We start from the raw sequence: 26,704 nt of genomic DNA on the forward strand, positions 1-26,704 counted from the left end.
CCCGAAATACACTATTTCTGGCCGTCGCAGATTTTACAGCGCCCGAAATACACTATTTCTGGCCGCCGCAGGTTTTACAATGCTCGAAATACATTATTTCTGGCTGTTGCAAGTTTGCATGGCCTCGAAATACAGTATTTCCGAGCGACGGAGTTGTGCGACGATAGAGTCTATTCCGCGTTGCGCCCTTCGGACAGGTGCGTCTCAGGCCGCGTGTCGGGGTAGAGCAGGTATTTGCGTCGCATGAGGCGATAACGATCCAGGTCGGCCTGCCAGGAGGAGCGGATGCGGTCTTCGGAGAGGCCGGAGGTGATTTGGCGGCGTAGCTCGTCGGTGCCTGCGATGAGGTCGAACATGGCGGAGCGGTTGAAAAAGGTCTTCGCATCACGCCCCATGCGGGCGTAGAAGTCCAAGAGGAACCGCAGCGTGAGGCCGCCCTCGAAGGGGAGCTCCCGCAGGTCGTCGCCATAGCAGGTGCGCCCGCGATAGAGTGGCGCGGAGTCCATGCCGCGGATAGGCTCCGGCGTGAAGGTGAAGCGCCCGGCCCGCTGTGCGGGGTAACCCACGACTTGGAAGGGGAACCGTGTGCCCCGGCCGACACTCATACACGTGCCCTCGAAGAAACAGAGCGACGGATAGAGGCGCACCGACTGCTGGTTGGGCAGGTTGGGCGACGGCTTGACCATCAGACGGAACGAGTCTCCGTGCTGCCAACCCGTCATGGGGATGACTGTCAGCTGACAGCGTGCGCCGCCCTGCAGCCACCCCTCGCCATTGATCATCAGGGCCAACTCGCCGATCGTCAGGCCGTGGAGAATGGGGATGGGGTGCATGCCGACAAACGATCGGTAACGCGGCCGTCGGACGGGGCCGTCGACGAAGTCGTTCGGGTTGGGCCGATCGAGGACGATAAACGTGCGGCGGCTCGTGGCGCAAGCCTCCATCAGATAGTGCATCGTGCTGATGTAGGTGTAGAAGCGTGCGCCGACGTCTTGGATGTCGAAGACCACCACGTCGATGTCGCTCATCTGGGCAGTGGTCGGGCGGAGCGTGCGGCCGAAGAGCGACACGATGGGGATGTTGCGCTCGGGGTGGCGACTGTCGGTCACCCGTGCGCCAGCATCCTCGGCGCCACGAAAGCCATGCTCTGGCGTGAAGACCTTGCGCACATCGATCCCCAGCGCGAGGAGCGTGTCGAGGAGGTGTGTCTGCCCTGGGCCCACGACGGAGGTCTGATTGACGGCCAGTGCCACGCGTCGGCCTTGCAAGAGGGGGAGGAGGGTGTCGAGTCGCTCGTTGCCCAGCGTGGGCGGACTATACCTATTATATATGGCCAGCGAGTCGTCCGGGTCGGTCTGGGCCGAGGCTGCGAAGTGTCCGAAGAGGCACGAGAGGCTGATGAACAGCGGGAGGAGGGGTTTGATCATAAAGGGTAGGGGATTACGGATGAATGATAATCGTAAAATGAATCGGGCGGCAAAAATAGGCTCGCCAGATAGTACCCCCAGCCGCCCCCTCCGACAGCTCCCTGCGCCGTACCGTTTCCTCACGAAACGCCGCCTAAAGTTCCGATGAACGATTTGGGCTTATTTTTGCGCCCCATCAGAAGACGAATTATTCACCAACAACCCACCTCATCGCAATGAACCCATTAGCCATCCTCTCAGCCTATTATCAACCCGGCTCACGGGCTTATCAGATCTTAGTAAGCCACAGTCGCAGCGTGCGCGACAAGGCGCTGGCGCTGGCAGAGGCTCACCCGGAGCTGGAGCTCGATCGCACGTTTGTCAGTGAGGCAGCCATGCTGCACGACATAGGTATCTACCTCTGCGATGCGCCTGAGATAGATTGTCATGGCACTTCGCCCTACATCTGCCACGGTTGGCTGGGTGCTGAACTGATGCGCTCCTTGGGCTATCCCCGTCACGCGCTCGTCTGTGAGCGTCACACCGGCGCAGGACTCTCTCGCGCGATGATTGAGGCACGTAACCTGCCCATCCCTCCCCACGACATGCTGCCCGTAAGCCTTGAGGAGCAGTTGATCTGCTTTGCCGATAAGTTTTACAGTAAAACGAAGCTCGAGCGAGAGAAGCCGATCGAGAAGATCAGGCAAGGGCTCGCCGCGTATGGCCAGGAAGACGTGAAACGATTTGATGCGTGGTGCGAACTCTTCCTCTAAAGACAGCCTGCCTCCTGTGCGCCCTCCTGTTTTGTTGCGGCGTACGAGCCCGTCTGCCCCTTCATGCGGCGCAGATGACCTCGCGGCACCCAGCCGCAAACACGGGAACCTCAGCAATGCCCCCCCCGCGTCTCGTTGTGCATACGAATATCTCGGGTATGCCCTCTCCGCGGAGGGTTGCGCCCATCGATAGCTCGGAAAAGATTTCCCAGCGACTCTCCGCGGTCATCGATAGCTCAAAAATGAACTCTCCGCGAGGCGCTGCGCCCATCGATAGCACGGGAAGGATTTCCCAGCGACTATCCGCGGTCATCGATAGCACGGAAAAGACCTCCCCGCGAGGCGCTGCGCCCATCGATAGCACGGGAAGGATTTCCCAGCGACTCTCTTCGGTCATCGATAGCTCAAAAATGAGCTCCCCGCGAGGCACTGCGCCCATCGATAGTGCGGAAAGGATTTCCCAGCGTCTTGCTACGGCCATCGACACGGCACGGAAGGACACGGCGCGACGCCGGAAGAGCATGCTCGAGGCGCCAGTCACCTATCAGGCCTCCGATTCGATCATTATGACGGGGAACAACATGGCCTACCTCTTCGGCGAGGGCAACGTCAAGTATCGTGACATCGAATTGCAGTCCGAGCGCATAGAAATGAGCATGGACAGCAGCATCGTGTACGCCACTTATGCACTCGACACCGTGGGGAAGGAGTTCGGCTACCCCCTTTTCATAGAGGGCGAACAGCAGATCGAGGCTCGGACCATGCGATACAACTTCCGAACGCGAAAGGCCTTCGCGGCCGACGTCCTCACGAAGCAGGGCGAAGGATACCTCATGGCGGAAGCCACAAAAAAGATGTCCGACAATGTGATGAATGTCGCGGACGGCAGATATACCACCTGCGACGAGTACGACCATCCTCACTTTTACATCCGCATGACTCGCGCCAAGGTGCGACCCGGAAAAGACATTGTCACCGGGCCTGCCTACCTGGTGATAGAAGACGTGCCGCTCTATCCCATCGGGCTTCCGTTTGCGTTTTTCCCCTTCACCGACAAATATTCCTCAGGCATCATTGCGCCAACTTACGGAGACGAGATGGCGCGGGGCTTCAACCTCCGGAATGGTGGCTATTACCTCGCGGTGAGCGACTATTTCGATCTGGCGCTTACCGGAGAGATCTACACCAAGGGCTCCTGGGGCGTGGCAGCACGTTCAGCCTACAAAAAACGCTACCGCTACTCCGGGAATTTCGACGCATCCTATCTGGTAACCAAGCTCGGCGACCGCGGACTCCCTGATTACAGCGTCTCGAAGGACTTCAAGATCGCCTGGACCCATGCCCAGGATCCGAAAGCGAATCCCTATCGCACCTTCTCGGCTGGCGTGAACTTTACGACAAGTAGCTACAACTACAATCAGCTCAACACGCTCTATACACCAGATGGAACGAACAACAATAAGGGTTCGAGCATCAGTATCTCACAACGCTTCCCCAACAATCCCCTTACCGTGTCGGCTACGATGAATATCAACCAGCGATCACAGGATTCCTCGGTCAGTTTGACTCTCCCCGACATGACGGTCTCCATGAGTAGCATCTATCCGCTCAAGCGCAAACATGCGGTGGGCCGCGAGCGATGGTATGAGAAGATCTCCATCTCGTATTCTGGCTACTTCCGCAACTCGATCACAGCGAAAGAAAATACGTTCCTCAAAAAGAACTTCCTACACGACTGGCAGCATGGGATACAACATAACATCCCCGTGAGCGCCACTTATCAGTTCGGATTTCTCAACATCACGCCCTCGGCAAGCTACACCGAGCGCTGGTATACAAACAAAGTCCATCAGCGCTTCGACACCGCGCGCGGCGGACTCCAGCCCGTCGACACGACTTACGGCTTCTATCGCGTCTATGATTATCGCGCTGCCATCTCAGCCTCAACTACGATCTACGGATTCTTCAAACCGTGGAAAATCTTCGGCGATAAGGTGCAGATGATCCGTCACAGCATGGCGCTCTCGGCCTCTTACAACATGGCGCCCGACTTCGGCGCCGCGAACTACGGTTACTACGAGCCATATACTTACACCGACCGCTCGGGGCGCACCGTTTCGGGCTATTATTCCCCTTACGAAGGTCAAATGTTCGGCGTTCCGGGGCGCGGAAGGCAGGGCGGGATCTCGTTAGCGGTAGACAACAATGTGGAAATGAAGGTGCGATCCAACGCCGACTCATCCGGCATCAAAAAAGTCAGCCTCATCGATCGCCTCACCTTACGGATCAACTACAATACGGCCGCCGACTCCTTCCGATGGAGCGATCTGTCGGTAGATCTTCGTCTCAAGCTCGGAAGTTTCCCCTTGCAGCTCTCGGGAGTCTTCGACACCTACACCTATGGCTACGACGCCGCCACGGGAGTGCCTTACCGCATCGACAAACCCCGCTGGCAGATGGGGAAAGGTCTCGGGCGACTCCGCTCGACCGGTACCGCCTTCTCTTATACGTTCACCAACGACACGTTTAAGAAGCTCTTCTCGCGGAAAGGCGATAAAGACGACGAAAAGAGCAAGCAGAAGGAGCGTGGAAGCGACGAAAATGCCGACGAGACCAACTCTACCGACGAGAAACCGGCTCGCGGCACCCGTCTGCGCCAGGCGAAGAAGGACGATACGGGTGAATACGACGCCGACGGCTACTACAACGCCACGGTGCCTTGGAGCTTCTCCCTCAGTTACAACATGAGCCTCGGTTACGGCTCCTTCAACCCACAAAAGTTGGAGTACAACTATCAGATCCGTCACAATCTGAGCTTCAGTGGCAACATCAAACCGACGAAGAACTGGAACATTAGCTTCAACGGATCGTATGACTTTGAGGCCAAGAAGATCGCGCACATGACGTGCACCATCACCCGCAATTTGCACTGCTTCACGATGTCCGCCAGCATCATCCCCGTCGGGCCGTGGAAGTCGTACGCCTTCTCTGTGGCCGTCAATTCGTCGCTGCTCCGCGATCTGAAGTACAATCAGAGCGCCAGCCCACGCGACGTGGCGAAATGGTACTAAGCCGTGGAGGCTCCCTCTTCAGGGAGTTCCCTTTTTTACCCCATCAAAAAAATACCCCTCCCGGGCATGATCGTCATGAGTCATTCCCCATTCTCCGGTAAGCCGTAGGGCATACGCCGAAGCCTATGGAGGATGGTCTTTCCGTTTTACATGCCCTTAAAGCACCTGCCTACGGTGAAAAAACACCGTCAGCAGGTGCTTTTTGTTGTCTGTGCGGTCACTCCAGCGGACGGCATCCCCTTCGCTGTGCAAATCCGCCGCACGCACGCCGTCGCGGAGCAGGATCGGCGCCGTCTCCACATGAGCCTCGTCCCAGAGACCTTCCCGGATGAAGTGGCTGTGCAACTCCGCGCCGCCCTCGACTAAGAGCGACTGGATCTGTCGCTCATGGAGCGCCTGGAGGAGTTGCTGCAGGACGGGCTGCGCCGGGTCTACGTCTATGCGCGTGACATTGGGCGGCGTCGTCGGGTTACTCGGCGAGGTGAAGAGGAGCGTGGGCACGCGGCCATCGAAGAGGTGCGCCGTGGGGGGCACCTGTCCGTGTCGATCGAGCAGGAGGCGCACGGGCGACGGTCCCGACCAGTGGCGCACCGTGAGACTCGGATCGTCGAGCCGTGCCGTGCGGGCGCCCACGAGGATACTCGCCACCTCGGCGCGTAGGCTGTGGACGGCCCGCGTGCTACGCTCGTCGGAGAGGCGTACCGGAGGGCGGTCGGCGTGGAGCCTCCGCGCGTCGATGAAGCCGTCGGCGCTCTCGGCCCACTTGAGGATCACGTACGGGCGCTGCTCCGTCTGGGCCGTGAGGAAGAACCGATTCATGTGGCGTGCCTCGGCCTCGAGTACGCCGACCACCACCTCTACGCCGGCCTCGCGCAACAAGCCGATCCCACGACCTGCCACCTTCGGGAAGGGGTCTACGCAGGCCACGACGACACGTGGAATGCCCGAGCGACGGATCAAGTCGGCGCAGGGAGGCGTCTTGCCGTGGTGCGAGCAAGGCTCGAGGGTCACGTAGAGCGTTGATCGGCGCAGCAAGTCCCGATCGCGGACGGCTGCGATAGCGTGCACCTCCGCATGAGGTCCGCCAAAGGCCCGGTGATAGCCTTCGCCAATGATCCGCCCCTCGTGCACGACCACGGCACCCACCATCGGGTTCGGCGCAGTCCATCCCGCGCCACATCGCGCCAACGCCAGGCATCGACGCATAAAACGTTCGTCTTCGTTTGTACTTTTGCTATACATAGATGTTGAATTGTTGAGAGCTAAAGCTCTGTTGAGGTGTTTATTTGTTCAATTATTGGCCGCCGTCCCTGATAATCCTCTCCGAGACTTGGAAAATTGGCCGGCGTCCCTGACGGCCCCCTTCCGAGACTTAGAAAATTGGCCGGCGTCCCTGACGGCCCCCTTCCGGGGGCGGGGAAGTTTGGCCGCCGTCCTTGATAGTCCTTTCTGAGACTTAGAAAATTGGCCGGCGTCCCTGACGCCTTGACTTTCTTTTGCTTCTTTTCTTGCGTCAAGGCAAGAAAAGAAGATAAGAGAAGAACTTAATTGGTCGGCGTTTCTAACACCTCCTTCCGGATATCCGGTCAATCGAGGGCGTCGGCCTACTTCCCTGCCCCGGAAGGGGCCTTTTCTTGCGTCAAGGCAAGAAAAGAAGATCGGAAAAGAACTTAATTAGCCTCTATCATTTCCTCCCTTTCAAATACATTCTCAATGATCGAAACAACAGCCTACCTCCGCGAGCAATTAGCCGCCATTTACGATCCCGAAGAGACACGCGCGATCAGCCGATGGGTCATCGAGCACGTCACGGGCTACACTCCGGCCCAACAAATACTGGCCAAAGATACTCCGATCGACCCACAGCAGCGAGAAGTCATCCGAACGATCGTGCGACGGTTAAAGCAGCACGAGCCGATCCAATACATCGTCGGCGAATGCACATTCCATGGCCTGACCTTCTCCGTCAACCCCTCCGTGCTCATCCCCCGCCCCGAGACGGGCGAGTTGGTGGAGCGCATCGTGCAACGCCACGGCGTGGAGCCCTCCCTGCGGGTGCTCGACATCGGCACCGGCAGCGGGTGCATCGCCATCACGCTCTCGCGACGGCTACTCCGCCCGCAGGTGATGGCCCTCGACCTCTCTGCCGAGGCCATCCGCACGGCGCAGGCTAACGCCGAGCGCAACGGCGCGGAGGTGCGCTTCGTCTGCGCAGACCTTTTCGACCCACATTTGACGCTTCCCGGGCCCTTCGACCTCATCGTATCGAATCCGCCGTATGTATGCGACAGCGAGAAGTCAGACATGGCCGCCCATGTACTCGACTATGAGCCGCACGCGGCCCTCTTCGTCCCCGACGACGACCCCCTGCTGTTCTACAGAGCGATCGCCCGACGCGCCCACGAGTGGCTCACACCCGGCGGATGGCTCTACTTCGAGATCAACGCGGCACTATCGGCTGAGACGGCCGCGTTGCTCGTCGCCGAAGGCTACTCCGACATTCAGATCAGTCGTGACATGGAGGGAAAAGACAGGTTTGCGGAGGGGAGAGTCGATGCCAGGGGTCGGTGATACACACGATAGGAATGAAAATGAATCCGAATCGATCCTTAGGAGTAGCCCCTCCGGCCGGTAGGGTAGGGGCGTATTGCATACGCCCCTCGAGATGTCCGCGAGACATGGATCCGCGGGCCGGGTACATGTGGGGCGTATGCAATACGCCCCTACTTCGGACGCTGCCCCAATAACCTATCCGGGGAATGATCGACAAACCCTAATTTTACGACATGAATACAATCGAAGAGACCGAAATGCTGCACAAGATGGCGGCTTACTGCGCCAGGACGGAGCGTTGCCCGTCGGACGTGCGCAAAAAACTGGCAGCGATGGGTGCCACGAGCGACGTGGAGGAGCGCATCGTTGCGCGACTCACCGCAGAACGGTTCCTCGACGAAGCGCGCTACTGTCGGAGTTTCGTGGAGGACAAATGGCGGTTCAACCGCTGGGGGCGGTTCAAGATCCGCTTCGAGTTGCGCCGACGCGACCTTCCGGAGAGTCTGATCGAGGAGGCCCTTGGCGAACTGATCGACGAGGAGGACTATCGCACCGTCCTCGACGAGCTGCTCCGCCGAAAATTAAGAGCCATCCGCGCCACGTCGAGCACCGATCGGGCCGTGAAGCTCCTTCGCTACGCCGATAGTAAGGGCTTCGAGCGCAGCGCAGTATTTGACTGTATCCGCGCCATGAAGGACGACAACGTAGAAGTCCCAGAAGACATCGACTGATCCTCATCCACTGAAAAAAGAGTAACCTAACGAGGTGCGCTTGAGAGCACTCTTCGAGAAAAAAGTCCCTTTCCGAGCCTTATTTTGGAGTACTTTCTAAAAAGAGTCCCTTCACGCGGCTCGTTTGGAAGCGCTATCCGAAAAGAGTCCCTTTCCGAGCCTCGTTTGGGGACTCTTTCCGAAAAGTATTCCTTTCCGAGCCTCATTTGGGAACTTTTTCCGAAAAGTATTCCTTTTCGAGGCTCGTTTTGAGGTTTCTATCCGAAAAAAGTCCCTTTCCGCGGCTCGTTTTGGAGCGCTTTCCGAAAAGAGTCCCTTTCTGAGGCTCGTTTTGAAGCACTTTGCGAAAAGAGTCCCTTTCCGAAGCGCGTTTTGAAACACTTCGTGAAAAGAGTCCCTTTCCGCGGCTCGTTTTGGAGTACTTTCTGAAAAGAGTCCCTTTCCGAGGCTCGTTTTGAAGTACTTTGCGAAAAAAATCCCTTTCGTAGGCTCCGATTGGTACTTTCCAGAGCGGGGGATCCCTTCCGTAGGCTCCGATTGGTACTTTCCAGAGCGGAGGACCCCTCCGTAGGCTCCGATTGGTACTTTCCAGAGCGGAGGCCCCCCTCCGTAGGCTCCGATTGATACTTTCCAGAGCGGGGGACCCCTTCCGTAGGCTCCGATTGGTGCTTTCCAGAGCGTGGGCCCCCTTCCGTAGGCTCCGATTGGTACTTTCCAGAGCGGGGGACCCCTTCCGTAGGCTCCGATTGGTACTTTCCGTCGCGAGAAGTCCCTTTCGTAGGCTCTTTTTGGTCTTCTCCGTTGCGAGAAGTCCCTTTCGTAGGCTCTTTTTGAAGTCCTCCACGATGGAGGTGTGTAAAAAGAGGCGCGTTTTAGTGGTCGACATAAAAAAAGTCCTGCCGGCGGAGAGGCGTTGGGAACCTCTGCCACCGGCAGGACTGTCTGTTGAGATGCGTCGGGTAACTGCCTCGCGCGGGTTACTTCTCGCGGATGAAAACTTGGATGGGCGTCCCGTGGAAATCCCAGTGCTCGCGCAGCTGATTCTCCAAGAATCGGCGGTACGGTTCCTTGACCCACTGCGGCAGGTTGCAGAAGAAGGCGAACGAGGGCACACTGCCCGCCGGTAGCTGGGTGATATATTTGATCTTGATGTACTTTCCCTTCCAGGCGGGAGGCGGCGTTTGTTCGATGATCGGAAGCATGATCTCGTTCAAACGTCCCGTCGTGACGCGTCGGCGACGGTTCTCATAGACGGCCTTAGCCGTCTCGAGGACCTTGAAAATGCGCTGCTTCGTGAGGGCCGAAATGAAGAGGATGGGGAAATCGGTGAACGGCGCCATACGCTCCCGGATGGCGCGTTCGTAGGTTTTGATCGCCGCGGTGGACTTATCTTCGACCAAGTCCCATTTGTTGACGCAGACGATCAACCCCTTCTTGTTTTTCCGGATGATGGAGAAAATATTGAGGTCCTGACTTTCGATGCCCCGCGTGGCGTCGAGCATGAGCAAACAAACGTCCGAGTTTTCTATCGCGCGGATCGAACGGATGACGGAGTAATACTCGAGGTCCTCGTTCACCTTGCCCTTTTTGCGGATGCCCGCCGTGTCGACGAGGTAAAAGTTGAGGCCGAACTTGTCGTACCGTGTGTAGATGGAGTCGCGGGTGGTGCCCGCGATGTCGGTCACGATGTGGCGTTCCTCTCCGATGAAGGCATTGATGAGTGACGACTTGCCGGCGTTGGGTCGGCCGACCACGGCGATACGTGGCAGCTCCTCGTCGTGCGCTTCTTCGCCCGCCGAGGGTAGCAGCTCCACGACACGGTCGAGCACCTCGCCTGTCCCCGATCCATTGACGGCCGAGAGGCAGTAGGGATCGCCCAATCCCAGGCTATAAAATTCTGCGGCTGCGGCGTGGCGATCGTAAGTATCTGCTTTATTGGCCGCCAATATGACGGGTTTGCCGCTGCAACGGAGTATATGCGCCACCTCGTCGTCTAAGCTGGTCGCCCCGTTCATAACGTCGACCACGAATAAGATCACGTCGGCTTCTTCGACAGCTATCTTGACCTGCTTGTTGATTTCTTCTTCAAATACATCATCTGATTGCACCACCCAACCTCCGGTATCGATCACCGAAAACTCCCGTCCGGCCCATTCAACCTTGCCATATTGTCGGTCACGGGTCGTTCCGGCTTCATCATTTACGATCGCCTGCCGCGAACCAATAAGGCGGTTGAAGAGCGTTGATTTACCCACGTTGGGACGCCCTACGATGGCTACTACATTTCCCATATTCTTCTAATTTACATGTTATACGCTACGAATGGTTTGTTGCAAGCCCGCGCTGGCGAGCTGTGCGTGGCGGAGTGTTGGCTCCGCGGTTCAATGTATAGGCTGCACGCGACGAGGAGTGGCCGCATGTGACAAGTTGTCAGTAAAAGAATGCCGGATACTTGTCCTCGGGAGGGTGTTGTCCGCCTGCTAAAGACAAGTATCCGGCACTTGTGACGCGCTTTTTACAACGGCAACTAATCCAGTTTGTATCCGAATCGCCGGAGGAGGTTGTCGCGGTTGCGCCAGTCCGGCTCGACCTTAACGTAGAGCTCGAGGAAGATTTTTTTCTCGAAGAATCGCTCCATGTCGCGCCTGGCCGTCGTGCCGACCTTCTTGAGCGCCTGCCCACCGTGACCGATGATGATGCCCTTCTGCGTGTCGCGCTCCACGATGATGAGCGCGCGAATGTGTATCTGCTCCGCGCCCTCAATGAACTCCTCGACAACGACTTCCGTGGCGTAGGGGATCTCTTTTTGATAGTAGAGCAGAATTTTTTCCCGGATAATTTCCGTCACGAAGAAACGCGCCGGGCGGTCGGTCAGGGCGTCCTTCTCAAAGTAGGGAGGCGAATCGGGGAGGAGTGCCTCGATGCGACGCTTGACGGGCTCAACATTGAAGCCCGAGAGCGCGGAGATGGGGATGATCTCGGCCGCGGGCAGGAGCGTGTGCCAGGCTTCGACGGCCTGGGTCAGCCCCGCCTGATCCGTGAGGTCGATCTTGTTAATGAGCAGCAAGACGGGACATTCGATGCCCCGCACTTGCTGCAGAAAGTCGTCATTCTTGTCGGTTTTCTCCACCATGTCGGTCACGTAGAGCAAGATATCAGCGTCCCCCAGCGCAGATTCGGAACTTTCGCGCATGGTCTCCTGTAACTTGTAGTTCGGGCGGAGCACGCCGGGAGTGTCCGAATAGACGATCTGCATATCGTCCGTATTGACGATACCCAGAATGCGGTGGCGTGTGGTCTGGGCCTTCGAGGTGATGATGGAGATGCGTTCGCCCACCAATCGGTTCATCAGCGTGGACTTGCCCACGTTGGGGTTGCCGATGATGTTGACGAATCCGGACTTATGCTTTCGCTCCGTCATAACCCCATTTCAGGTAGGTGGCTCCCCAGGTCCATCCGGCACCGAAAGCGGCCAGGATCAGGTTATCGCCGCGGCGGAGTTTGCCCTCCCACTCCCACAGGCAGAGGGGGATGGTGGTGGAGCTGGTGTTGCCGAACTTGCGGATGTTGATCATCACCTTGTCTTTGTTCACCCCGAGGCGCCGTGCGGCAGCGTCGATGATGCGGAGGTTGGCCTGGTGGGGCACGATCCAGTCGATCTGATCTTTGGTCAGCCCGTTGCGGCGCACGATCTCCTCGGCCGCGTCGGCCATGTCGATGACGGCCCGCTTGAAGACGGCCTGCCCCTCTTGGTAGACGAAATGGAGTCGCTGATCGACCGTCTCGTGGCTCGGCATGCGTAGTGATCCGCCCGCTTTCATGATCAGATGCGATTTGCCTGATCCATCGGTGCGAAGGAGGGTGTCGATCACGCCGTAGTCCTCCGTCGTGGCCTCCAGCAAGACGGCCGCTCCAGCGTCGCCAAAGAGGGGACAGGTGGCGCGGTCGGTGTAGTCGGTCATGGAGGACATTTTTTCGCTCGATACGACGATGAGCCGTTTGTAGCGCCCCGAACGGATGTAATTGGCGGCCGTCTCCAGGGCGAAGATGAAGCCGGCGCAGGCCGCTTGGATGTCGAATGCGTAGGCGTTCCGGCAGCCGGACTCATAGGCGATGATCGACGCGGTGCTGGGGAAGTGATAGTCGCTCGTGGAGGTAGAGCATACGATGCCCTCTACTGACATGGGGTCGATTCCGGTCTTCTGCACGAGGTCGTTGACAGCTTGCGTGCCCATGTAGCCAGAGCTGAGGTTGGGGTCTTTGAGGATGCGTCGCTCTTTGATACCGACGCGCGTCATGATCCATTCATCGGTGGTATCCACCATCTTAGATAGGTCGTCGTTGGTCAGTACGTCGTCCGGGACGAAACCTCCGACACCGGTGATGACTGCATTTATCTTGTCCATTGTTCTTTTGATATGTAGGATGAAAAAAATGAAGCAGCCCTCGATCAAGAATGTGTATCGGGGCTGCTTGCATTGCATGAGTGTAGAATTTGATTCTTGGATGGTGTGTGTCCGGTGTGTGTATGTACTGATGCAAGAGCGGGCTGTCTGTCTTTTTTAGACAGCCACGTCCTTGTCGATCGCCAATTTGCCTCGGTAGTAACCGCATTCGCTGCAAACGGTGTGATATACATGCCATGCACCGCAATTGGGGCAGAGGGCCAAAGTCGGAACCGCTGCATGATCGTGCGATCTTCTCTTGCCGGTTCTTGCGCTGCCTTGTCTTCTTTTAGGATGTGCCATAATTCAAATTTCGATTATTGTTTTACTTCTATTCTTCGTCTTTCAGTTGCTTGAGAGCGTCCCAGCGTGGGTCGGTTGGGATGTCTTCTGCGTCGGAGTCCGCTTCGTCTGATGCGTTGTCGGGCTCGTCCTCATCGTCGGGGCTGTAGGCTGCATGTTTACGCAGCTTGGCCGCCATCGTACGGTTGCATTCGCCCGGTGCGTGGACATGCTTCATCGGTACAGCCAGCGCCACGAACTCGTAGAGGAACCATGCGAGGTTGACACCGCCTTCGTCTTCGGAAACCACCAATACTTCGTCGCTCTCTTCCGTATACTCCTTGCCTAACTTCACTGTCAATCGGTTGTTTGTCTCGATCGGCTGCTTCATATGATCTAAGCAGCGATCGCAAGGCAGAATGACAGTGCCTTCCAGATGAAAAGTCATCTGGAAAGCAGATGCTTTGTGCTCGACTTCGAGTTGCACGTTGACGTGTCCTTGTCGAACTTCCGTGCCGTCTATGTCTGTGAAAAATTGATCATCCAGCAGATATTCATAGGTGCGAACTTCCGCTGGATTTATATCCTTCAAATCAACCCAATATGCTCTGAATTTTCCCAAGGCTTTATTGTATCCGAAAAAACGGCGGCAAATGTAGAAATCTTTTCCAATTGGCGCAGTGCGTTTTATGGCTTGCGAAATGAGCAGGAAGGCGCTTGGAATGCGGATTCTCAGAGGGAGGGGTGGCCATGTCGCTGAGTCTGTCCGATGAGGGACTGTTCAATCTCAATTTGCGTTCCTCAGATAACCGTGGAGACTACGAAGATGCTGATGAGCAGATCAGGGACGTCGCGTAGGGCATCGATGCAGTTGAGCAGTGTGGAGCCGGTGGTGAGGACGTCATCGATGAGCAGAATGTGATGTCCGGCGAGGCGTTCGGGCTGAGCTACGGTGAAGACGTTTTTTACATTCTGACGCCGTTCGTAGGCTGACTTCCGCGTCTGCGTCTTAGTGTAGGTGTGACGGATAAGTGAGGTTGTATCGATAGGGTGGTGGTAGACGCTGGCCAGACCGCGGGCTACGCGCTCGGATTGATTGTAGCCGCGCTGCCGCATCTTCCATGGGTGGAGAGGGACGGGCACGAATAGATCGACGTCGGTGAGATAGCCATCTCTTTGCAGATCTTCGGCAGCTAATCGGCCGATGTGGATGGCTAAGCGTTCGTTCTTGTGGTATTTGAATTCGTGGATGAGATGCTGAACGTAGCTCTCCTTTTGGAAGTGTAGGTAGGCGATCACTTGACGCACGGAGGAACAGCCTGCGAAGATGTTCCGGAGAGGATTCTCATCGTCGGGGTAGCGGTGATAGGACAGGCGAGGCAGTTCGCAGAGGCAATAGAGGCAGAGCAGCTCCTCGCCGTCGATGAGGGGCGCGCCGCAAGCTCCGCAGATGCGTGGGTAGAAGAGCCCAAGCAGGTCATTCCATAGGGTGAGGAGGAAGCGCTTCATCGTGTTGCTGGAGGGTGAGCATGTCTTGTCAGAGCATTCTATGATTGTAGAGGGGCCAATGAGGCGTGTCTGAGGCTTCAAGCATTAGACGTCAAACGTGACTTGTGAGTCGCCTAAACGTCAGTTGAAGCCCCATCTTCGATGTGTTTTATACTTCAGCTGACGATTGCTCCTTGCCGTTTGACAATAAGAAGAAGCTACCCGGGATCATCTCTCCCGGACAGCTTCTTCTTGTCGCATGGCCGATCAGCGGTCGTCAGCCTTTGTTGCTAAGGATGTCAGAAATCTGGACCGGCATTGCTCGTTCGATTCTTGACCAGACTGGCTTGCCGTTTTGGAAACCTGAGACGTAATTGAAGCGTACGTAAAAGGCTTCGTTGTTGCCGCTGCTTTTTTCCTTGCGAGCGATCTCCTCGAAGTAGCTCTTGATGAAATAGGCGCTGTTGACAGCCATGTCGACAGCGGTCTTTGTACCGGTCGTGCGCTTGGTGGTACGGAGATAGATGTCGTAGGTGTGTTTCCCGAGATACGTCTGAGCCTTGGCGTCTGGATTGTACGTCAAGTACCATTCGTTGCGCTGGTCGCTGGGTTGGTTCAGGACGTGCTCGACGAAGAGGTAGCCGCGCACATAACCACGCACCAGGTTGACGGGATTCTTGATGGGCACTTCGTCCTTCAGCACCTTCCCCGTATCCGGGGCTCCGGGATCGGAGAAGCGAGCTATGCGGTACTTCTCGACCTCCGCCTGCGCACTGATCGTCACGGTGCTATAGCCACGCGATCGGACTACGGTGGAGGAATTTTCCGCCGCATCACGGTTGAGGGTAAAGTGCACGAGGACGCATGCGCCTTCGTTCAGTTTGGAGAGTGTCGGTGAGTAGAATGGGCCATAGGGGAAGGGGTTGTCCATGACCATTTTTCCTTCTTTCGATTCGCGCCGTATGATGCCTACGGTGTCTGATTCTACGCTGTTGCTTCCGCCTTCAAGGCAGGAGGTGGTGCATGCCAGCAGCAGCGCGGCTGCTATCCATGCCATTGTCTTGTTCATTCCTTTCATGTCATTATGAATAAGCTATTAGTGGGAATTGTGCGGCTTAAGGGCCGCGGTAGTAATAAGTCGTTAGTAATTATGAGTGGGAGCGGGCCGATAGGTTCTCCCGTAGTTCTTGATACAATAATATAATGTAATGTATGGGGGGGGCGGCGCATCGGCCTCTAAAGACCTAATCTCAAACCCGTCTGCAAAGATAGATAGAAGGGTTTCGCCGATCGAATCGTTTCAATGGAGCTCCCGTTGTCGAAGTAATAGCTTGCGCCCACCTCGGCGTAGAGGCTTAGGAATGGCAACAGGGGGTAAGTGGCGCCCGTGCGGGCATAGGTTGACCATTGCCATTCTTTCATTCGTTGCGACTGCTCCGTGCTGCGTCGCCCGGTTCCGTAGCTGTGAACCGTGCGGAGGCTACCCGCCACGTTCCACTCTACTGCGCCGCCCGCAGCCGCATAGAATCGCACACGCCGCCAGTCTGCTATTCGGTAGGCCACCCCGACTGGGATACCGACGAAATGCAATCGCTGTCGGATGTGCCCATCGAAGATGGAGGCTGTGCGCCAACGCGAAGTGAGGCAGGTGTACGTCAGGCCACTTTGCAATGCCCAGCGATCGCTCAGCCGGTAGCTCACGCCGAGGCCGAACGAGAGCGGGCGCGCGTGCTTGACATCGATGCGATTCGTTTCGTTCCGATGGTAGGCGAGGGCGTCGTCCGCGGTGCCTTCCCCGTAGTCGTACGGTGGCAGATCGGCACGGCTGTCATCGCGGATAAACGTCGCATTGAAGTCTCCGCCTCCACCTTGCAGACCTGTTGTGTAGCCACCGCCCCCCATGCCGAAGCCCCAGCGTCGGGCGGGTCGCGTTGCCGCAACCGCCATACGATCGGAGGGATGTTCGATCGCCTCTTCGATTTCCTCAGCCGTCGGGATCTCTGCCGCATAGAGGGACAGACTGTCGGCCGTGCTTATCGTCGTTTCGGCCAGCCAGGCGTTGTCTGGCACCGATGGCTCGTCCGTCGGCAGATCAGTAGGCGGGAGCGATGCTTCGTGCGGCGTGGCTGCGTGGAGACGCGTCATGGCCGGTGCGACCGTTTGTGGGGCCGCTTTCGTTCGCGTCCTTACCTGTGCGACTGCGGTGGGCGGTGGTGTCGCAACCGTCGCGGGGAGCGACGATACGCTCGGCATGGCAACTGACGGCGTAGCTATCGGTGCCGTCGGTACGGGGTTAGCGTCTGCCATCCGTTCCGACGGCTCGTCTGGGCGCCACAGCCTTCGTCCGCCTTCAAAAAGGAGCATCAGCAGCGCTACAGCCGCTGCTGCGTACATCCATCGCCGCGGCCAGAGCCGACGGCGCGTCAATCGTCCGACTATCGCATCCCAATCGGCTGGATCGGGCTGCACTTCGTAGTCTTCGAGCTTTGATCGAACGATCTTTTCCCATTCATCCTGTTTTTTCATCACATATTCTCCCCATTAATTCTCTTTTGCAGCCATCGTCGGGCTCGCATATAGTGTGCTCGCGATGTACTCTCTTCTATTTGCAGCATGGTTGCGATCTCTTTATGCGAGTACCCTTCGACGGCAAGCAGATTAAAGACGGTGCGTAGGCTAGGCGGTAGTTCGCGGACCATGGATAGGAGATCTTCCGCCGAAAGTTGCGAAAGGGCCGTGGCTTCTTCCGAGGGACTGAAGGTGGCGCTGTCCAAGCTGACCGTGTCATGCCGGAGGGTCTGTGTACGCCGGAGATATTCGAGCGATTCATTCACGAAAATCTTCCGGATCCATGCCCCCAGCGGCCCTTCGCCCCGGAACTTGTCGAGCGACGAGAACACTTTGACGAAGCCATCCTGCAACACGTCACGCGCTACTTCACGATCGGCCACGTAGCGTAGGCAGATGCCCAGCATGCGGCCGGAATACGCGTCGTAGAGCGCTTTCCAAGCTGTTTGCTCACCCTTGAGACAATCGGCTATGAGTTGCTTTTCATCCATTCAATCTGATTCCTTGCGTACCGTTTGCAACCGTCACACGTCCCCCTTGACGCATGATGTGGCAAAAATGTGGCACCTCGTCGAAAAAAAATATGCACCACGTCTTTTCGGGGGGGCTGTCGGGGTTACCTGTCGTGCGATTTGCTCGTGTTTGTAGGCCCTCCTTGCTGTGATATGGCTTCCGCATATGTCTGGCAGGCCGCCTGCGAACATCGTCGGAGTGTTCGGTGACTCTGGCAGGCGGCCTGCCAACGTTACCGGAGTCTTCGATAGTCCTGGCAGGCGGCCTGCCACTATTACCGGAGTCTCCGATAGTCCCGGCAGGCGGCCTGCCAGCGTTACCGGAGTCTTCGATAGTCCCGGCAGGCGGCCTGCCAGAGTCACCGAACACTCCGGCCACTTTGGAAGGCCGCCTGCCAGCCCCTTCGCCCCCGGATGTTCAGCGGCACGCCCCCGGGCAACAGGCCGACGTATGCTCACGATAGGCTCACAGATATACAGTAGACAGCCCCACCGATAGGTATCGATGGGGCTGTCGGGGGGTATCTGCGATCACCGGATCCGATTTATTTCGGAGGCTACCCTCGGAGATGTTTCTGATGATTTTGATTCATCGTTAGACGATCACAGCAGGTTCGTGTGAGGATTGATGATGGAACAAAAGGGCAGAAACAGGCTCCGATAGGTCCGAAACAGAAAGGAGAAAGATCCGCCAAAAGAGCTTCTCATTAGAGGATCGAGAATGCTACGGTCAATCCGGCCATGACGATCGATACCATCGACATGAGCTTGATGAGAATATTCAGCGACGGGCCGGAGGTGTCCTTAAACGGGTCGCCGACGGTGTCGCCCACCACGGTGGCCTTATGCGCTTCGGAACCCTTGCCTCCCATGTTGCCTTCCTCGATGTACTTCTTCGCATTGTCCCATGCGCCACCCGAGTTGGCCATGAAAACGGCCAGGACGAAGCCTGCACCCAGTCCGCCGACCAGCAATCCCAGTACACCGGACACTCCGAAGAAGATGCCGACGAGCACCGGTACGATGATCGCCAGCAGCGACGGGAAGAGCATTTCGCGCTGTGCGCCCTGCGTGGAGATGGCCACACAGCGGGCATAATCCGGCGTGGCATCGCCGGTCAGGATCCCCTTGATCTCCCGGAATTGTCGGCGTACCTCCTCGACCATCTTGCCTGCTGCCCGTCCCACGGCGTTCATGGTTAGTCCGCAGAACAGGAAGGCCATCATGGAGCCAACGAAGACACCGATCAACACCTTCGGGTTCATCAAATCCACTTGATAGTAAGCCATAAAGTCGGGGATGGTGGCTTGTGCCACGTCGACGGTACGGCCCGCGATGTCGATAGTCGTTGTGCCGATGTGTTGCAGACCGATCTTCACTTCCTCGATGTAGGAGGCCAAGAGGGCGAGGGCTGTCAGGGCGGCTGAGCCGATGGCGAAGCCTTTGCCTGTGGCTGCCGTGGTGTTGCCCAGAGCGTCAAGGACGTCGGTGCGTTGGCGGACGTGTGGCTCGAGCCGACTCATCTCTGCGTTACCACCGGCATTGTCAGCGATAGGTCCGTAGGCGTCGGTGGCGAGGGTGATACCGAGTGTGGAGAGCATGCCGACGGCTGCGATGCCAATGCCATAGAGGCCAAGGCTCAGATTGTGCGCCGTAAGTAGGTTGGCTGTGTCGAACCCAGTGGCAAAGAGGAAGGCGAGGATGATGGCCACGGCGATCGTGATCACCGGAACGGCCGTGGAGATCATACCCATGCCGAGGCCGGAGATAATGACCGTGGCGGGACCAGACTCCGCGCTGTGAGCGATCGTTTGCGTCGGCTTGTGAGAATGCGACGTGTAGTATTCGGTCGATTGGCCGATGATGAAACCTGCCACTAACCCGACGATTACGGAGCAGGAGAGGCCGGCCCAGTTTGGAATCTCGAGCAGATAGAGTATGCCGAAAGAGGCGGCAGCAATCAGGGCGGAGCTGAGGTTCACGCCGAAGCCGAGCGACTTGAGCAGCTGGCTCATGCCCGCTCCCTCCTTCGTTTTAACGGTGTAAATGCCGACGATGGAGAGAATGATGCCGACGGCAGCGATCAGCATGGGAGCAAAGACAGCCTTGGCCTGTACGTCGCCATCGTTATAGAAGGCTGAGGCTCCGAGTGCGGCCGTGGCCAGGATGGATCCGCAGTACGACTCGTAAAGATCGGCGCCCATACCGGCTACATCGCCGACATTGTCGCCTACGTTGTCCGCAATCGTAGCCGGATTGCGGGGGTCGTCCTCCGGGATCCCGGCTTCGACCTTCCCCACCAGATCGGCGCCCACGTCTGCGGCCTTCGTATAGATGCCGCCACCCACGCGGGCGAAGAGTGCTTGCGTCGAAGCGCCCATTCCAAAGGTGAGCATGGTCGTCGTGATCACTACGAGCTTCTGGGGCCCAGTGGCGTCTACAAAGGCGTTGAGGACGAGGTACCAGACCGAGATGTCAAGTAGCCCCAAACCGACCACAGTAAGCCCCATCACTGCGCCAGATCGAAAAGCGATCTTCAGACCAGAGTTGAGCGAGTTGCGCGCTGCGTTTGCCGTGCGAGCCGAGGCCGCGGTGGCCGTTTTCATCCCGATAAACCCGGCTAATCCGGAGAAGAATCCACCGGTCAGGAAGGCAAACGGAACCCAAGGGTTCTGCACATGAAAGCCATAGGCTAGTACTGCGAAAAACAACGCCAAGATAACAAAGACAATAGCGACAACTTTGTACTGTTGCTTCAGGTAAGCCATCGCGCCCTTCCGCACATGCTCTGCAATTTCTTGCATGGTGGGGGTACCTTCACTTTCTTTCCTCATTTGGCTGTAGAAGACGTAGGCAAACGCCAGCGCCAGCACCGCAGCCAATGGGACCATTACGAATAGTGTTTCCATAGGAGTGTAATGAGTTTGGTGTGATGTGTATGTATAAAATTTACTGCGCAAAAATAGCGTCTTCTTCTTTTGTGCTTCAAAATTGTTTTCGGATTAAAATTATCGGTTCTTTTAGATCTCAAAAATCGCTGTGCAATGGTCGCTCTCGGAGGTGTGAAAGGCATCAGGGATGCCGACCAAGTCTGGCCGGGTACTAGGAAAACTTCCTTGCCTCGGCAGAGGCCGTCAGGGACGCCAGCCAAGTCTGGCCGGGTACCAGGAAAACTTCGCAGGCGGCCGCAGCCGCCCCGAGGCCTCGGAAAGCGTCAAAACACGCCGCTGAACGTTTCCGAGGCCTCGGAAAGCTCCAAAACGCGCCGCTGAACGTTTCCGAGGCCTCGGAAGCTCCAAAACGCGCCGCTGAACGTTTCCGAGGCCTCGGAAAGCTCCAAAACACGCCGCTGAACGTTTCCGAGGGCTCGAAAAGCTCCAAAACGCGCCGCTGAACGTTTCCGAGGCCTCGGAAAGTATCAAAACGCGCCGCTGAACGTTTCCGAGGCCTCGGAAGGTCCAAAACACGCCGCTGAAGGTTTCCGAGGCCTCGGAAGGCGTCAGGGACGCCGGCCAAGTCTTGCCGGGTACCAGGAAAACTTCCTTGCCTCGGCAGAGGCCGTCAGGGACGCCGGCCAAGTCTGACCGGGTACCAGGAAAACTTCCTTGCCTCGGCAGAGGCCGTCAGGGACGCCGGCCGAACATCTCAAAAGCCCGTACCCGGCAAACTTCGCAGGCGGCCGTAGCCGCCCCGCAGCCGCCCCGGGGCCAATCGTTTTGATGCTGGAGAGGGGTGGGCGAGCATTTCAAATTCATTTCAGATTTGCCCCTACATCTTTGCCCCCGATTTTTATGAACAGCAAAATGAAGAATCAGATGAAAAAAATGATGTTTATGGCGTGCTTAGTGCTTTTCGCGCTGACAGCCTGTGCAGACGACGATCTGCCGATCCGTACGAACCAGTTGCCACGCAACGCACAACAGTTCCTGACCCAGTATTTCCGCGGTGTAGAGGTTTCGTATGCCAAGCAAGACGATGAAGGCTTCGACAAGAGCTATGAGGTCGTGTTTGTTGATGGGAATAAGGTAGAATTTCGGAGGGATGGCGAGTGGAAGGAGGTCGATTGCCGTTACGGACGAGTTCCCGACGCTATCGTGCCCCGTGCCATCCTCGACTTTGTACGCCAGCATTATGCCGGCCAGTATATTCGTAAGATCGAGCGCGATCGCCACGGCTATGAAGTCAAGCTCACCAGCGGGTTAGAGCTCAAGTTCGACCGTAACGGTCGCTTCCGCAAGATCGATTGAGGCACTATGTCTATGTGATGGAGCTCCCTTTTACCCCCTGATAAAGGGAACGCCTGATACTTTTTAATACGCTAAAGACCTCTCCCGAACCTGCATGACAGGTCAGGGGGGAGGTCTTTTTTTGCGTTCGGGCATAGCCTAATCGTAGTCCGCAGGGGGAGGGTCATTCGGAAGTTCCGAAGCGCGAGGTGTCGAGATGGGGGGCTTTCGTGGGCTTATATCCCCGCAAACGATAGATGAAGGTCAGCGTCACCGCACGCGTGTCGGGCACGACATACATACGGAGCTGTTGCGTGGCGTAGTCGGTACGCAAGCGGGGCGACCAGGTGGCAAAAACGTCGTCGGCCTTGAGTTGTAGCTCTGCGGCGCCCCGTGCGAGGCTCCATTTTAGACCCGTATCGATGCGCCAGAGGCCGTTGATGTCGGCTATACCCTGCATGCTCGGTGTGATGGTGGATGCGTTCAGCTCAAGAGTGAGGTGATGGCCGAGATGGAAGGTATTGTCGAGGCGAGCATAGAGGAGCATGCGGTGCCGATCGAACGTGAGGTCGTGAAAATGACTATGCCGGACGTGATCGGTCGATGCGTTGAGGACGAGACGGCTCTGCACGTTGGGCAAGGGGTGTATGGGGACGACGAGATTGACCCCCAAGGTGCGCTTGTAGTCAAAGTTTGTGCTTTGATAGATCAGCGCGGGGCTGCTGGAGCTTTGGTAGGGGAGTTGCACGGAATAACCAGGCATACGGGTGGTGTAGAGCGTGAAAATGAACTTCCCACTGATGATGTAGCTCAGGCGACTGGCGTAAGAGCGATAGGGATGGAGGAGCGGATTGCCGTGAACCTCAGCGTAGGCGTTGAGGAAGGTTCTCCCGCCGTGACTCTCCCAGTAAGCGGGATATACCTTGTCTGACGTGAGGGAGGCTTGCAGGATTTGACCGGGGGACAAGGCCCACGTGACGCTAAATTCAGGGAAGAGGGTACGGTCGTGCGTGTTGGCGAACCGATAATCCTCGCCGGTGAGGGACGCCGAGAGGGAGAAGTTGGATGTGAGTGCGAACTCGGTGCCCAGATAGAGGCGGGCGGTGCGTTCGGTCAGGCGATTATCGATGTCCGGAAGGCCGGCCACGTCGTCGGAGGCATATCGCTGTGCGCTGTGGTCGGTTGCGTAGAGGTATTCGGCGCCATAATTCACTTTCAAGGCCTTGCCGATCGGGTGAGACTGGTCAGCAAATACGCGCAGGCGGTCGATTTGCTGAGCATTGCGGGTCGTCAAGTCGGTCGAGGTATGACTGAGCGTGTTTTCGTAGGCAAAATGTTGCTGCAGGCGCTCTTCGTAGCGCGTGTATTCAGCGCCCAGCTTGAGGCCGAACCCGGTGCTGAGGTCGAGGAGGGCGTTATGGAGCTGCGTGGGCCGTTCGTTCGAAGTGCGACTATGCGAAAGGCCGAGTGTGCCCTCTCCGATCCGCTCGGAGCGACGTCCGGTGACGAGTCGGGCGGTATAGACCAGTCCGAGACGGCTTTGCTTGGAGAGCTGGAGGTCTGTTTCCATGCGAATGAGATGCGTCTGGGCGCGATGGGTCGTTCTGTCTTGCTGCGTGACGGCCTGATGGTGATTTTGATAGAAATGATCGGCATCGATGTCGAGTCCGCCGCGGGTGTGGCTGGCTTCGGACGAAGCGTTGAGACGCAGCATCCATCGCGGGGCGGTGCGGACGAGTGCGGCGCCAAGGGTATAGTTGGCGTAATGCCGCTGCGCATAGTCGGCATTGATCTGGCCCTGCCATCCGCCGTCTTTCCCGGCGGCGTCGCGGGTGACAAGGAGGATGGCGGCCCCGCGAACGTGGTATTGCGGAGGGGCACTATACATCACCTCGGCCGAGCGGATGTCACGGGCAGGGATCGAACGGAGCACGGTCCGAAGAGCCTCGCCGGAGAGGGACGTCTTGCGGCCATCGATCAAAATAGCCAGGCTGGGGGCGCCGGCCAACGTGAGGGCATCACCCTCATCGCGCACGCCGGGGAGTAGCAGCAGCGCCTCATAGGCATTGGCGGCCACGCGACCCGCGATCAGGCGGGGCAGATCGTAAATGATCCGTCCGCCGGATAGCCTCGCGATGGGGCGTTCCCCGCGGACGACGATTTCAGGCATCGCCTGCGCACGCTCGGTCAGTCGGACCGCGATTTCGTTGGCTTGATCTCGGTGGACGGTCTGCTCGTGCGTTTCGTAAGCCACATGCTGCACGATGAGGCGGTACGTGGCGCGGTCGTTCGGGGTGGCATCGATGTGAAAGGCCCCGATGGAGTCCGTGATGGCGGAGGTTACATAGCTGGAGTCGGCCGTTTGCAGGATGATGGCGGCTTGCGCCACGGGTCGGCCGTCACTGTCGGTGACGCGACCGCTAAGGCGCATTTGCGCACTGGCTCCGTGCGTGATCAGCAGGGCCGCAAGGAGGGTCAGGAGGGTAAAAATCGTTCTCATGATGAATCGTTTGATGGGTGTGGATCTTTTTTCGCGGCAAAGGTGGGCGTGCTATTCGAGCTGGATGCTTATCACCGGCTTACGAAGTCTTACTTAGTCTTATCGGCCCCAGTTGCTGCGCCCGGGAGGCCTATTTTTGTCGGTGAGATGGCAGTCGGACGTGTTTCAAATGCTTCGGAGAACTTTTTGGCGTTTGCGGAACTTCCGCAAGCGTCTCGGAGAGCTTTTTGGCGTTTGCGGAACTTCCGCAAGCGTCTCGAAGAGCTTTTTGGTGTTTGCGGAACTTCCGCAAGTGTCTCAAAGAGCTTTTTGGTGTTTGCGGAACTTCCGCAAGCGTCGCGGAGAACTTTTTGGCGTTTGCGGAACTTCCGCAAGCGTCTCAAAGAACTTTTTGGCGTTTGCGGGAGTCCCGCAAGTGTCTCGAAAAACTTTTTGGCGTTTGCGGGAGTCCCGCAAGTGTCTCGAAAAACTTTTTGGCGTTTGCGGGAGTCCCGCAAGTGTCTCAAAGAACTTTTTGGCGTTTGCGGGAACCCCGCAAGTGCCTCGAAAAACTTTTTGGCGTTTGCGGGAACCCCGCAAGTGCCTCGAAAAACTTTTTGGCGTTTGCGGGAACCCCGCAAGCATTTCCAAAGCTACTTTGGCCGTTACCACATGCTATCAATGACATTCTCTACGGATAAGGGGATCTCATTCTTTTGTCGAACTCACGTTATCTACGATGGACATCCGAAAATTCAAACGCGCCGTGACCGCCATCCTCTTGGGCATTACTGCGCTCTTCGTCTTCAACCTCTTTTATCTCAAGGGACTCGCTGATTCGCTGCACGACGAGGCCGCACGCGTCGTGATGGCTTGTATCGAGAGCGCCGACAGCAAGGAGCTACAACTGCGTCTGCAAAAACGCCGCGCCGATCCGAGCGTGAAGCACAGTGCGATCCTGATCGAAAAGAAAAAAGACAACGACTCCATCGTGACGATGCGTAATGCTTCGATCGGAGAGAGGCGGACGACGGTGGTGACGGTCGTTCCTGCGGAATCGCCTTACATCGAGCTTGAACAACTGGCTCGCGAGGTGCGCACGTCTATCCATCAACAGTTGGACGCTTCGTATCCCGTCGATCTTCAGGCCTTGGATAGCTTGATAGACGCCGAACTCCGCGTCCGCGGCATGGCGCTCCGTGTGTTTCGTACTGAAATCGTGGACGAACGGACCGGACACGTCTTGCAAGCCTCCTTTCCGCACAGCATGAAGCGCCCGACCTTCAAGCATGTGGCGGTTTACTCGTTCAATCCGGAGCGGCACTACGTGTACCGTGTCTTTCTCCCATCTCTTACGGGCGTCATCGTTCGCCAGATGGCTGGGATCCTGTTTTCGACCCTGCTCCTTATGGTCTTGCTGGCGCTGTCTTTTCGTTTCCTGATTCGCACCGTGATGCAGCAGCGCACACTCGAGGAGATGAAGGATGACTTGACGAATAATATGACGCACGAGCTGAAGACGCCCATTGCAGCCGCGTATTCCGCCGTCGACGCGCTCCTGAACTATCGCCAAGGGGAGGATCCCTCCAAACGTGCGCAGTATTTGCAGCTGTGCCTCGATCAACTCTCCCATTTGAGCGGATTGGTGGAGCAAATTCTGGATATGAGCCTCGAAAGACGGCGTAAGCAGGAACTGCACCGCGAGCCTGTCTCCATCCGCGCGCTATTTGAACGGCTGACCCGGCTGTATAGCCTCCGTGCCGGCCGTCCCGTGCACTTCCTGACGGAGGTCGCGCCTCCCGACCTGTCTCTCCAGGCCGACCCCGAGCAGCTGGGTCATGCCATCGGCAATTTGATAGACAACGCCATCAAGTATTCCCCCGGCGAGCCGGAAATAACCCTCTGGGCCGGGTGTGAGGGTGCTTTTTACGTGGTCACGGTGAGCGATCGCGGCTGTGGCATCCCCTCGGCTTCGGTCGGTCGGATCTTCGATAAGTTCTATCGTGTTCCCGCCGGTGATCGCCACGATGTGAAGGGCTACGGACTCGGTCTTTACCACGTTCGGCAGATCGTTGAGCGCCACGGAGGGCGAATCACCGTGTCGCCTCGACCGCGTGGCGGTTCAATCTTCAAAATCGAGATCCCGAGATAAATTATAGATCCTATCAGA

19 protein-coding genes are annotated in these 26,704 nt (G+C 57.4%); 6 read left to right on the top strand and 13 right to left on the bottom strand.

Going from position 1 to position 26,704, the window contains the following annotated elements; translation table 11 throughout:
* Nucleotides 1-170 precede the first annotated feature (170 nt).
* Nucleotides 171-1,427, bottom strand: coding sequence for an exo-beta-N-acetylmuramidase NamZ family protein (locus C7123_RS10280; protein WP_083206830.1), 1,257 nt, complete (start codon nt 1,425-1,427; stop codon nt 171-173).
* 215 nt (nt 1,428-1,642) lie between these two features.
* Here C7123_RS10280 and C7123_RS10285 point away from each other — a divergent pair, with 215 nt between their 5' ends.
* Together C7123_RS10285 and C7123_RS10295 are read left to right on the top strand one after the other, a co-directional pair.
* The gene (locus C7123_RS10285) at nt 1,643-2,179 is read left to right on the top strand and encodes an HDIG domain-containing metalloprotein (protein ID WP_038012589.1); all 537 of its coding nucleotides are present in this window, start codon (nt 1,643-1,645) and stop codon (nt 2,177-2,179) included.
* Nucleotides 2,180-2,589: 410 nt separating this feature from the next.
* Nucleotides 2,590-5,250, top strand: coding sequence for a putative LPS assembly protein LptD (locus tag C7123_RS10295; RefSeq protein WP_216820854.1), 2,661 nt, complete (start codon nt 2,590-2,592; stop codon nt 5,248-5,250).
* Between the two features lie 156 nt (nt 5,251-5,406).
* On the opposite strand, the gene ribD is transcribed toward C7123_RS10295, so the two are convergent.
* The gene (gene ribD, locus C7123_RS10300; protein ID WP_069174970.1) at nt 5,407-6,492 is read right to left on the bottom strand and encodes a bifunctional diaminohydroxyphosphoribosylaminopyrimidine deaminase/5-amino-6-(5-phosphoribosylamino)uracil reductase RibD; all 1,086 of its coding nucleotides are present in this window, start codon (nt 6,490-6,492) and stop codon (nt 5,407-5,409) included.
* 471 nt (nt 6,493-6,963) lie between these two features.
* Here ribD and prmC point away from each other — a divergent pair, with 471 nt between their 5' ends.
* Together prmC and C7123_RS10310 are read left to right on the top strand one after the other, a co-directional pair.
* A complete protein-coding gene (gene prmC / locus C7123_RS10305; protein ID WP_069174971.1) occupies nt 6,964-7,821 on the top strand; it encodes a peptide chain release factor N(5)-glutamine methyltransferase in 858 nt (285 codons plus the stop codon).
* Between the two features lie 215 nt (nt 7,822-8,036).
* Complete coding sequence (locus C7123_RS10310; protein ID WP_069174972.1) at nt 8,037-8,534, top strand: regulatory protein RecX; 498 nt, start codon at nt 8,037-8,039, stop codon at nt 8,532-8,534.
* A gap of 977 nt (nt 8,535-9,511) precedes the next feature.
* Here C7123_RS10310 and der read toward each other — a convergent pair.
* The 10 genes from der to C7123_RS10370 all read right to left on the bottom strand — a co-directional run bounded on the left by der (nt 9,512) and on the right by C7123_RS10370 (nt 20,738).
* Nucleotides 9,512-10,825 (bottom strand): ribosome biogenesis GTPase Der, encoded by a 1,314-nt coding sequence (gene der, locus C7123_RS10320; RefSeq protein ID WP_037985309.1) that lies wholly within the window; start codon nt 10,823-10,825, stop codon nt 9,512-9,514.
* Nucleotides 10,826-11,061: 236 nt separating this feature from the next.
* Complete coding sequence (era, locus tag C7123_RS10325) at nt 11,062-11,955, bottom strand: GTPase Era (RefSeq protein WP_037985311.1); 894 nt, start codon at nt 11,953-11,955, stop codon at nt 11,062-11,064.
* On the bottom strand, nt 11,936-12,940 hold the full coding sequence (locus C7123_RS10330; protein WP_037998919.1) for a beta-ketoacyl-ACP synthase III: 1,005 nt from the start codon (nt 12,938-12,940) through the stop codon (nt 11,936-11,938). Before C7123_RS10330 ends, era begins: the two co-directional genes overlap by 20 nt.
* 156 nt (nt 12,941-13,096) lie before the next feature.
* On the bottom strand, nt 13,097-13,282 hold the full coding sequence (gene rpmF, locus C7123_RS10335) for a 50S ribosomal protein L32 (RefSeq protein WP_083206831.1): 186 nt from the start codon (nt 13,280-13,282) through the stop codon (nt 13,097-13,099).
* Between the two features lie 28 nt (nt 13,283-13,310).
* A complete protein-coding gene (locus C7123_RS10340) occupies nt 13,311-13,883 on the bottom strand; it encodes a YceD family protein (protein ID WP_069174974.1) in 573 nt (190 codons plus the stop codon).
* A gap of 179 nt (nt 13,884-14,062) precedes the next feature.
* Entirely contained in the window at nt 14,063-14,770 is a 708-nt protein-coding gene (locus C7123_RS10345) for a ComF family protein (protein WP_069174975.1), read from the bottom strand.
* A 256-nt stretch (nt 14,771-15,026) separates the two neighbouring features.
* On the bottom strand, nt 15,027-15,818 hold the full coding sequence (locus C7123_RS10350) for a BFO_2992 family lipoprotein (protein WP_107490651.1): 792 nt from the start codon (nt 15,816-15,818) through the stop codon (nt 15,027-15,029).
* 167 nt (nt 15,819-15,985) lie between these two features.
* Nucleotides 15,986-17,275 (bottom strand): porin family protein, encoded by a 1,290-nt coding sequence (locus C7123_RS10355; RefSeq protein WP_083206832.1) that lies wholly within the window; start codon nt 17,273-17,275, stop codon nt 15,986-15,988.
* A complete protein-coding gene (locus C7123_RS10360) occupies nt 17,275-17,808 on the bottom strand; it encodes an RNA polymerase sigma factor (RefSeq protein ID WP_037985328.1) in 534 nt (177 codons plus the stop codon). The genes C7123_RS10355 and C7123_RS10360 overlap by 1 nt, the downstream gene beginning before the upstream one ends.
* 728 nt (nt 17,809-18,536) lie before the next feature.
* The gene (locus tag C7123_RS10370) at nt 18,537-20,738 is read right to left on the bottom strand and encodes a sodium-translocating pyrophosphatase (RefSeq protein WP_038009648.1); all 2,202 of its coding nucleotides are present in this window, start codon (nt 20,736-20,738) and stop codon (nt 18,537-18,539) included.
* A 906-nt stretch (nt 20,739-21,644) separates the two neighbouring features.
* On the opposite strand from C7123_RS10370, the gene C7123_RS10375 reads away from it, so the two are divergent.
* Nucleotides 21,645-22,076: a PepSY-like domain-containing protein gene (locus C7123_RS10375; protein ID WP_037985353.1), complete on the top strand. Its 432-nt coding sequence runs from the start codon at nt 21,645-21,647 to the stop codon at nt 22,074-22,076.
* Between the two features lie 163 nt (nt 22,077-22,239).
* Here the strand turns inward: C7123_RS10375 and C7123_RS10380 are convergent, their stop codons facing one another.
* Nucleotides 22,240-24,555: an outer membrane beta-barrel protein gene (locus tag C7123_RS10380; protein ID WP_069174978.1), complete on the bottom strand. Its 2,316-nt coding sequence runs from the start codon at nt 24,553-24,555 to the stop codon at nt 22,240-22,242.
* 718 nt (nt 24,556-25,273) lie between these two features.
* On the opposite strand from C7123_RS10380, the gene C7123_RS10385 reads away from it, so the two are divergent.
* Nucleotides 25,274-26,686: a sensor histidine kinase gene (locus C7123_RS10385; protein WP_069174979.1), complete on the top strand. Its 1,413-nt coding sequence runs from the start codon at nt 25,274-25,276 to the stop codon at nt 26,684-26,686.
* Nucleotides 26,687-26,704: the final 18 nt, after the last annotated feature.

It is taken from the genome of Tannerella serpentiformis, assembly GCF_003033925.1.
In the GTDB taxonomy this organism is placed as follows: domain Bacteria; phylum Bacteroidota; class Bacteroidia; order Bacteroidales; family Tannerellaceae; genus Tannerella; species Tannerella serpentiformis.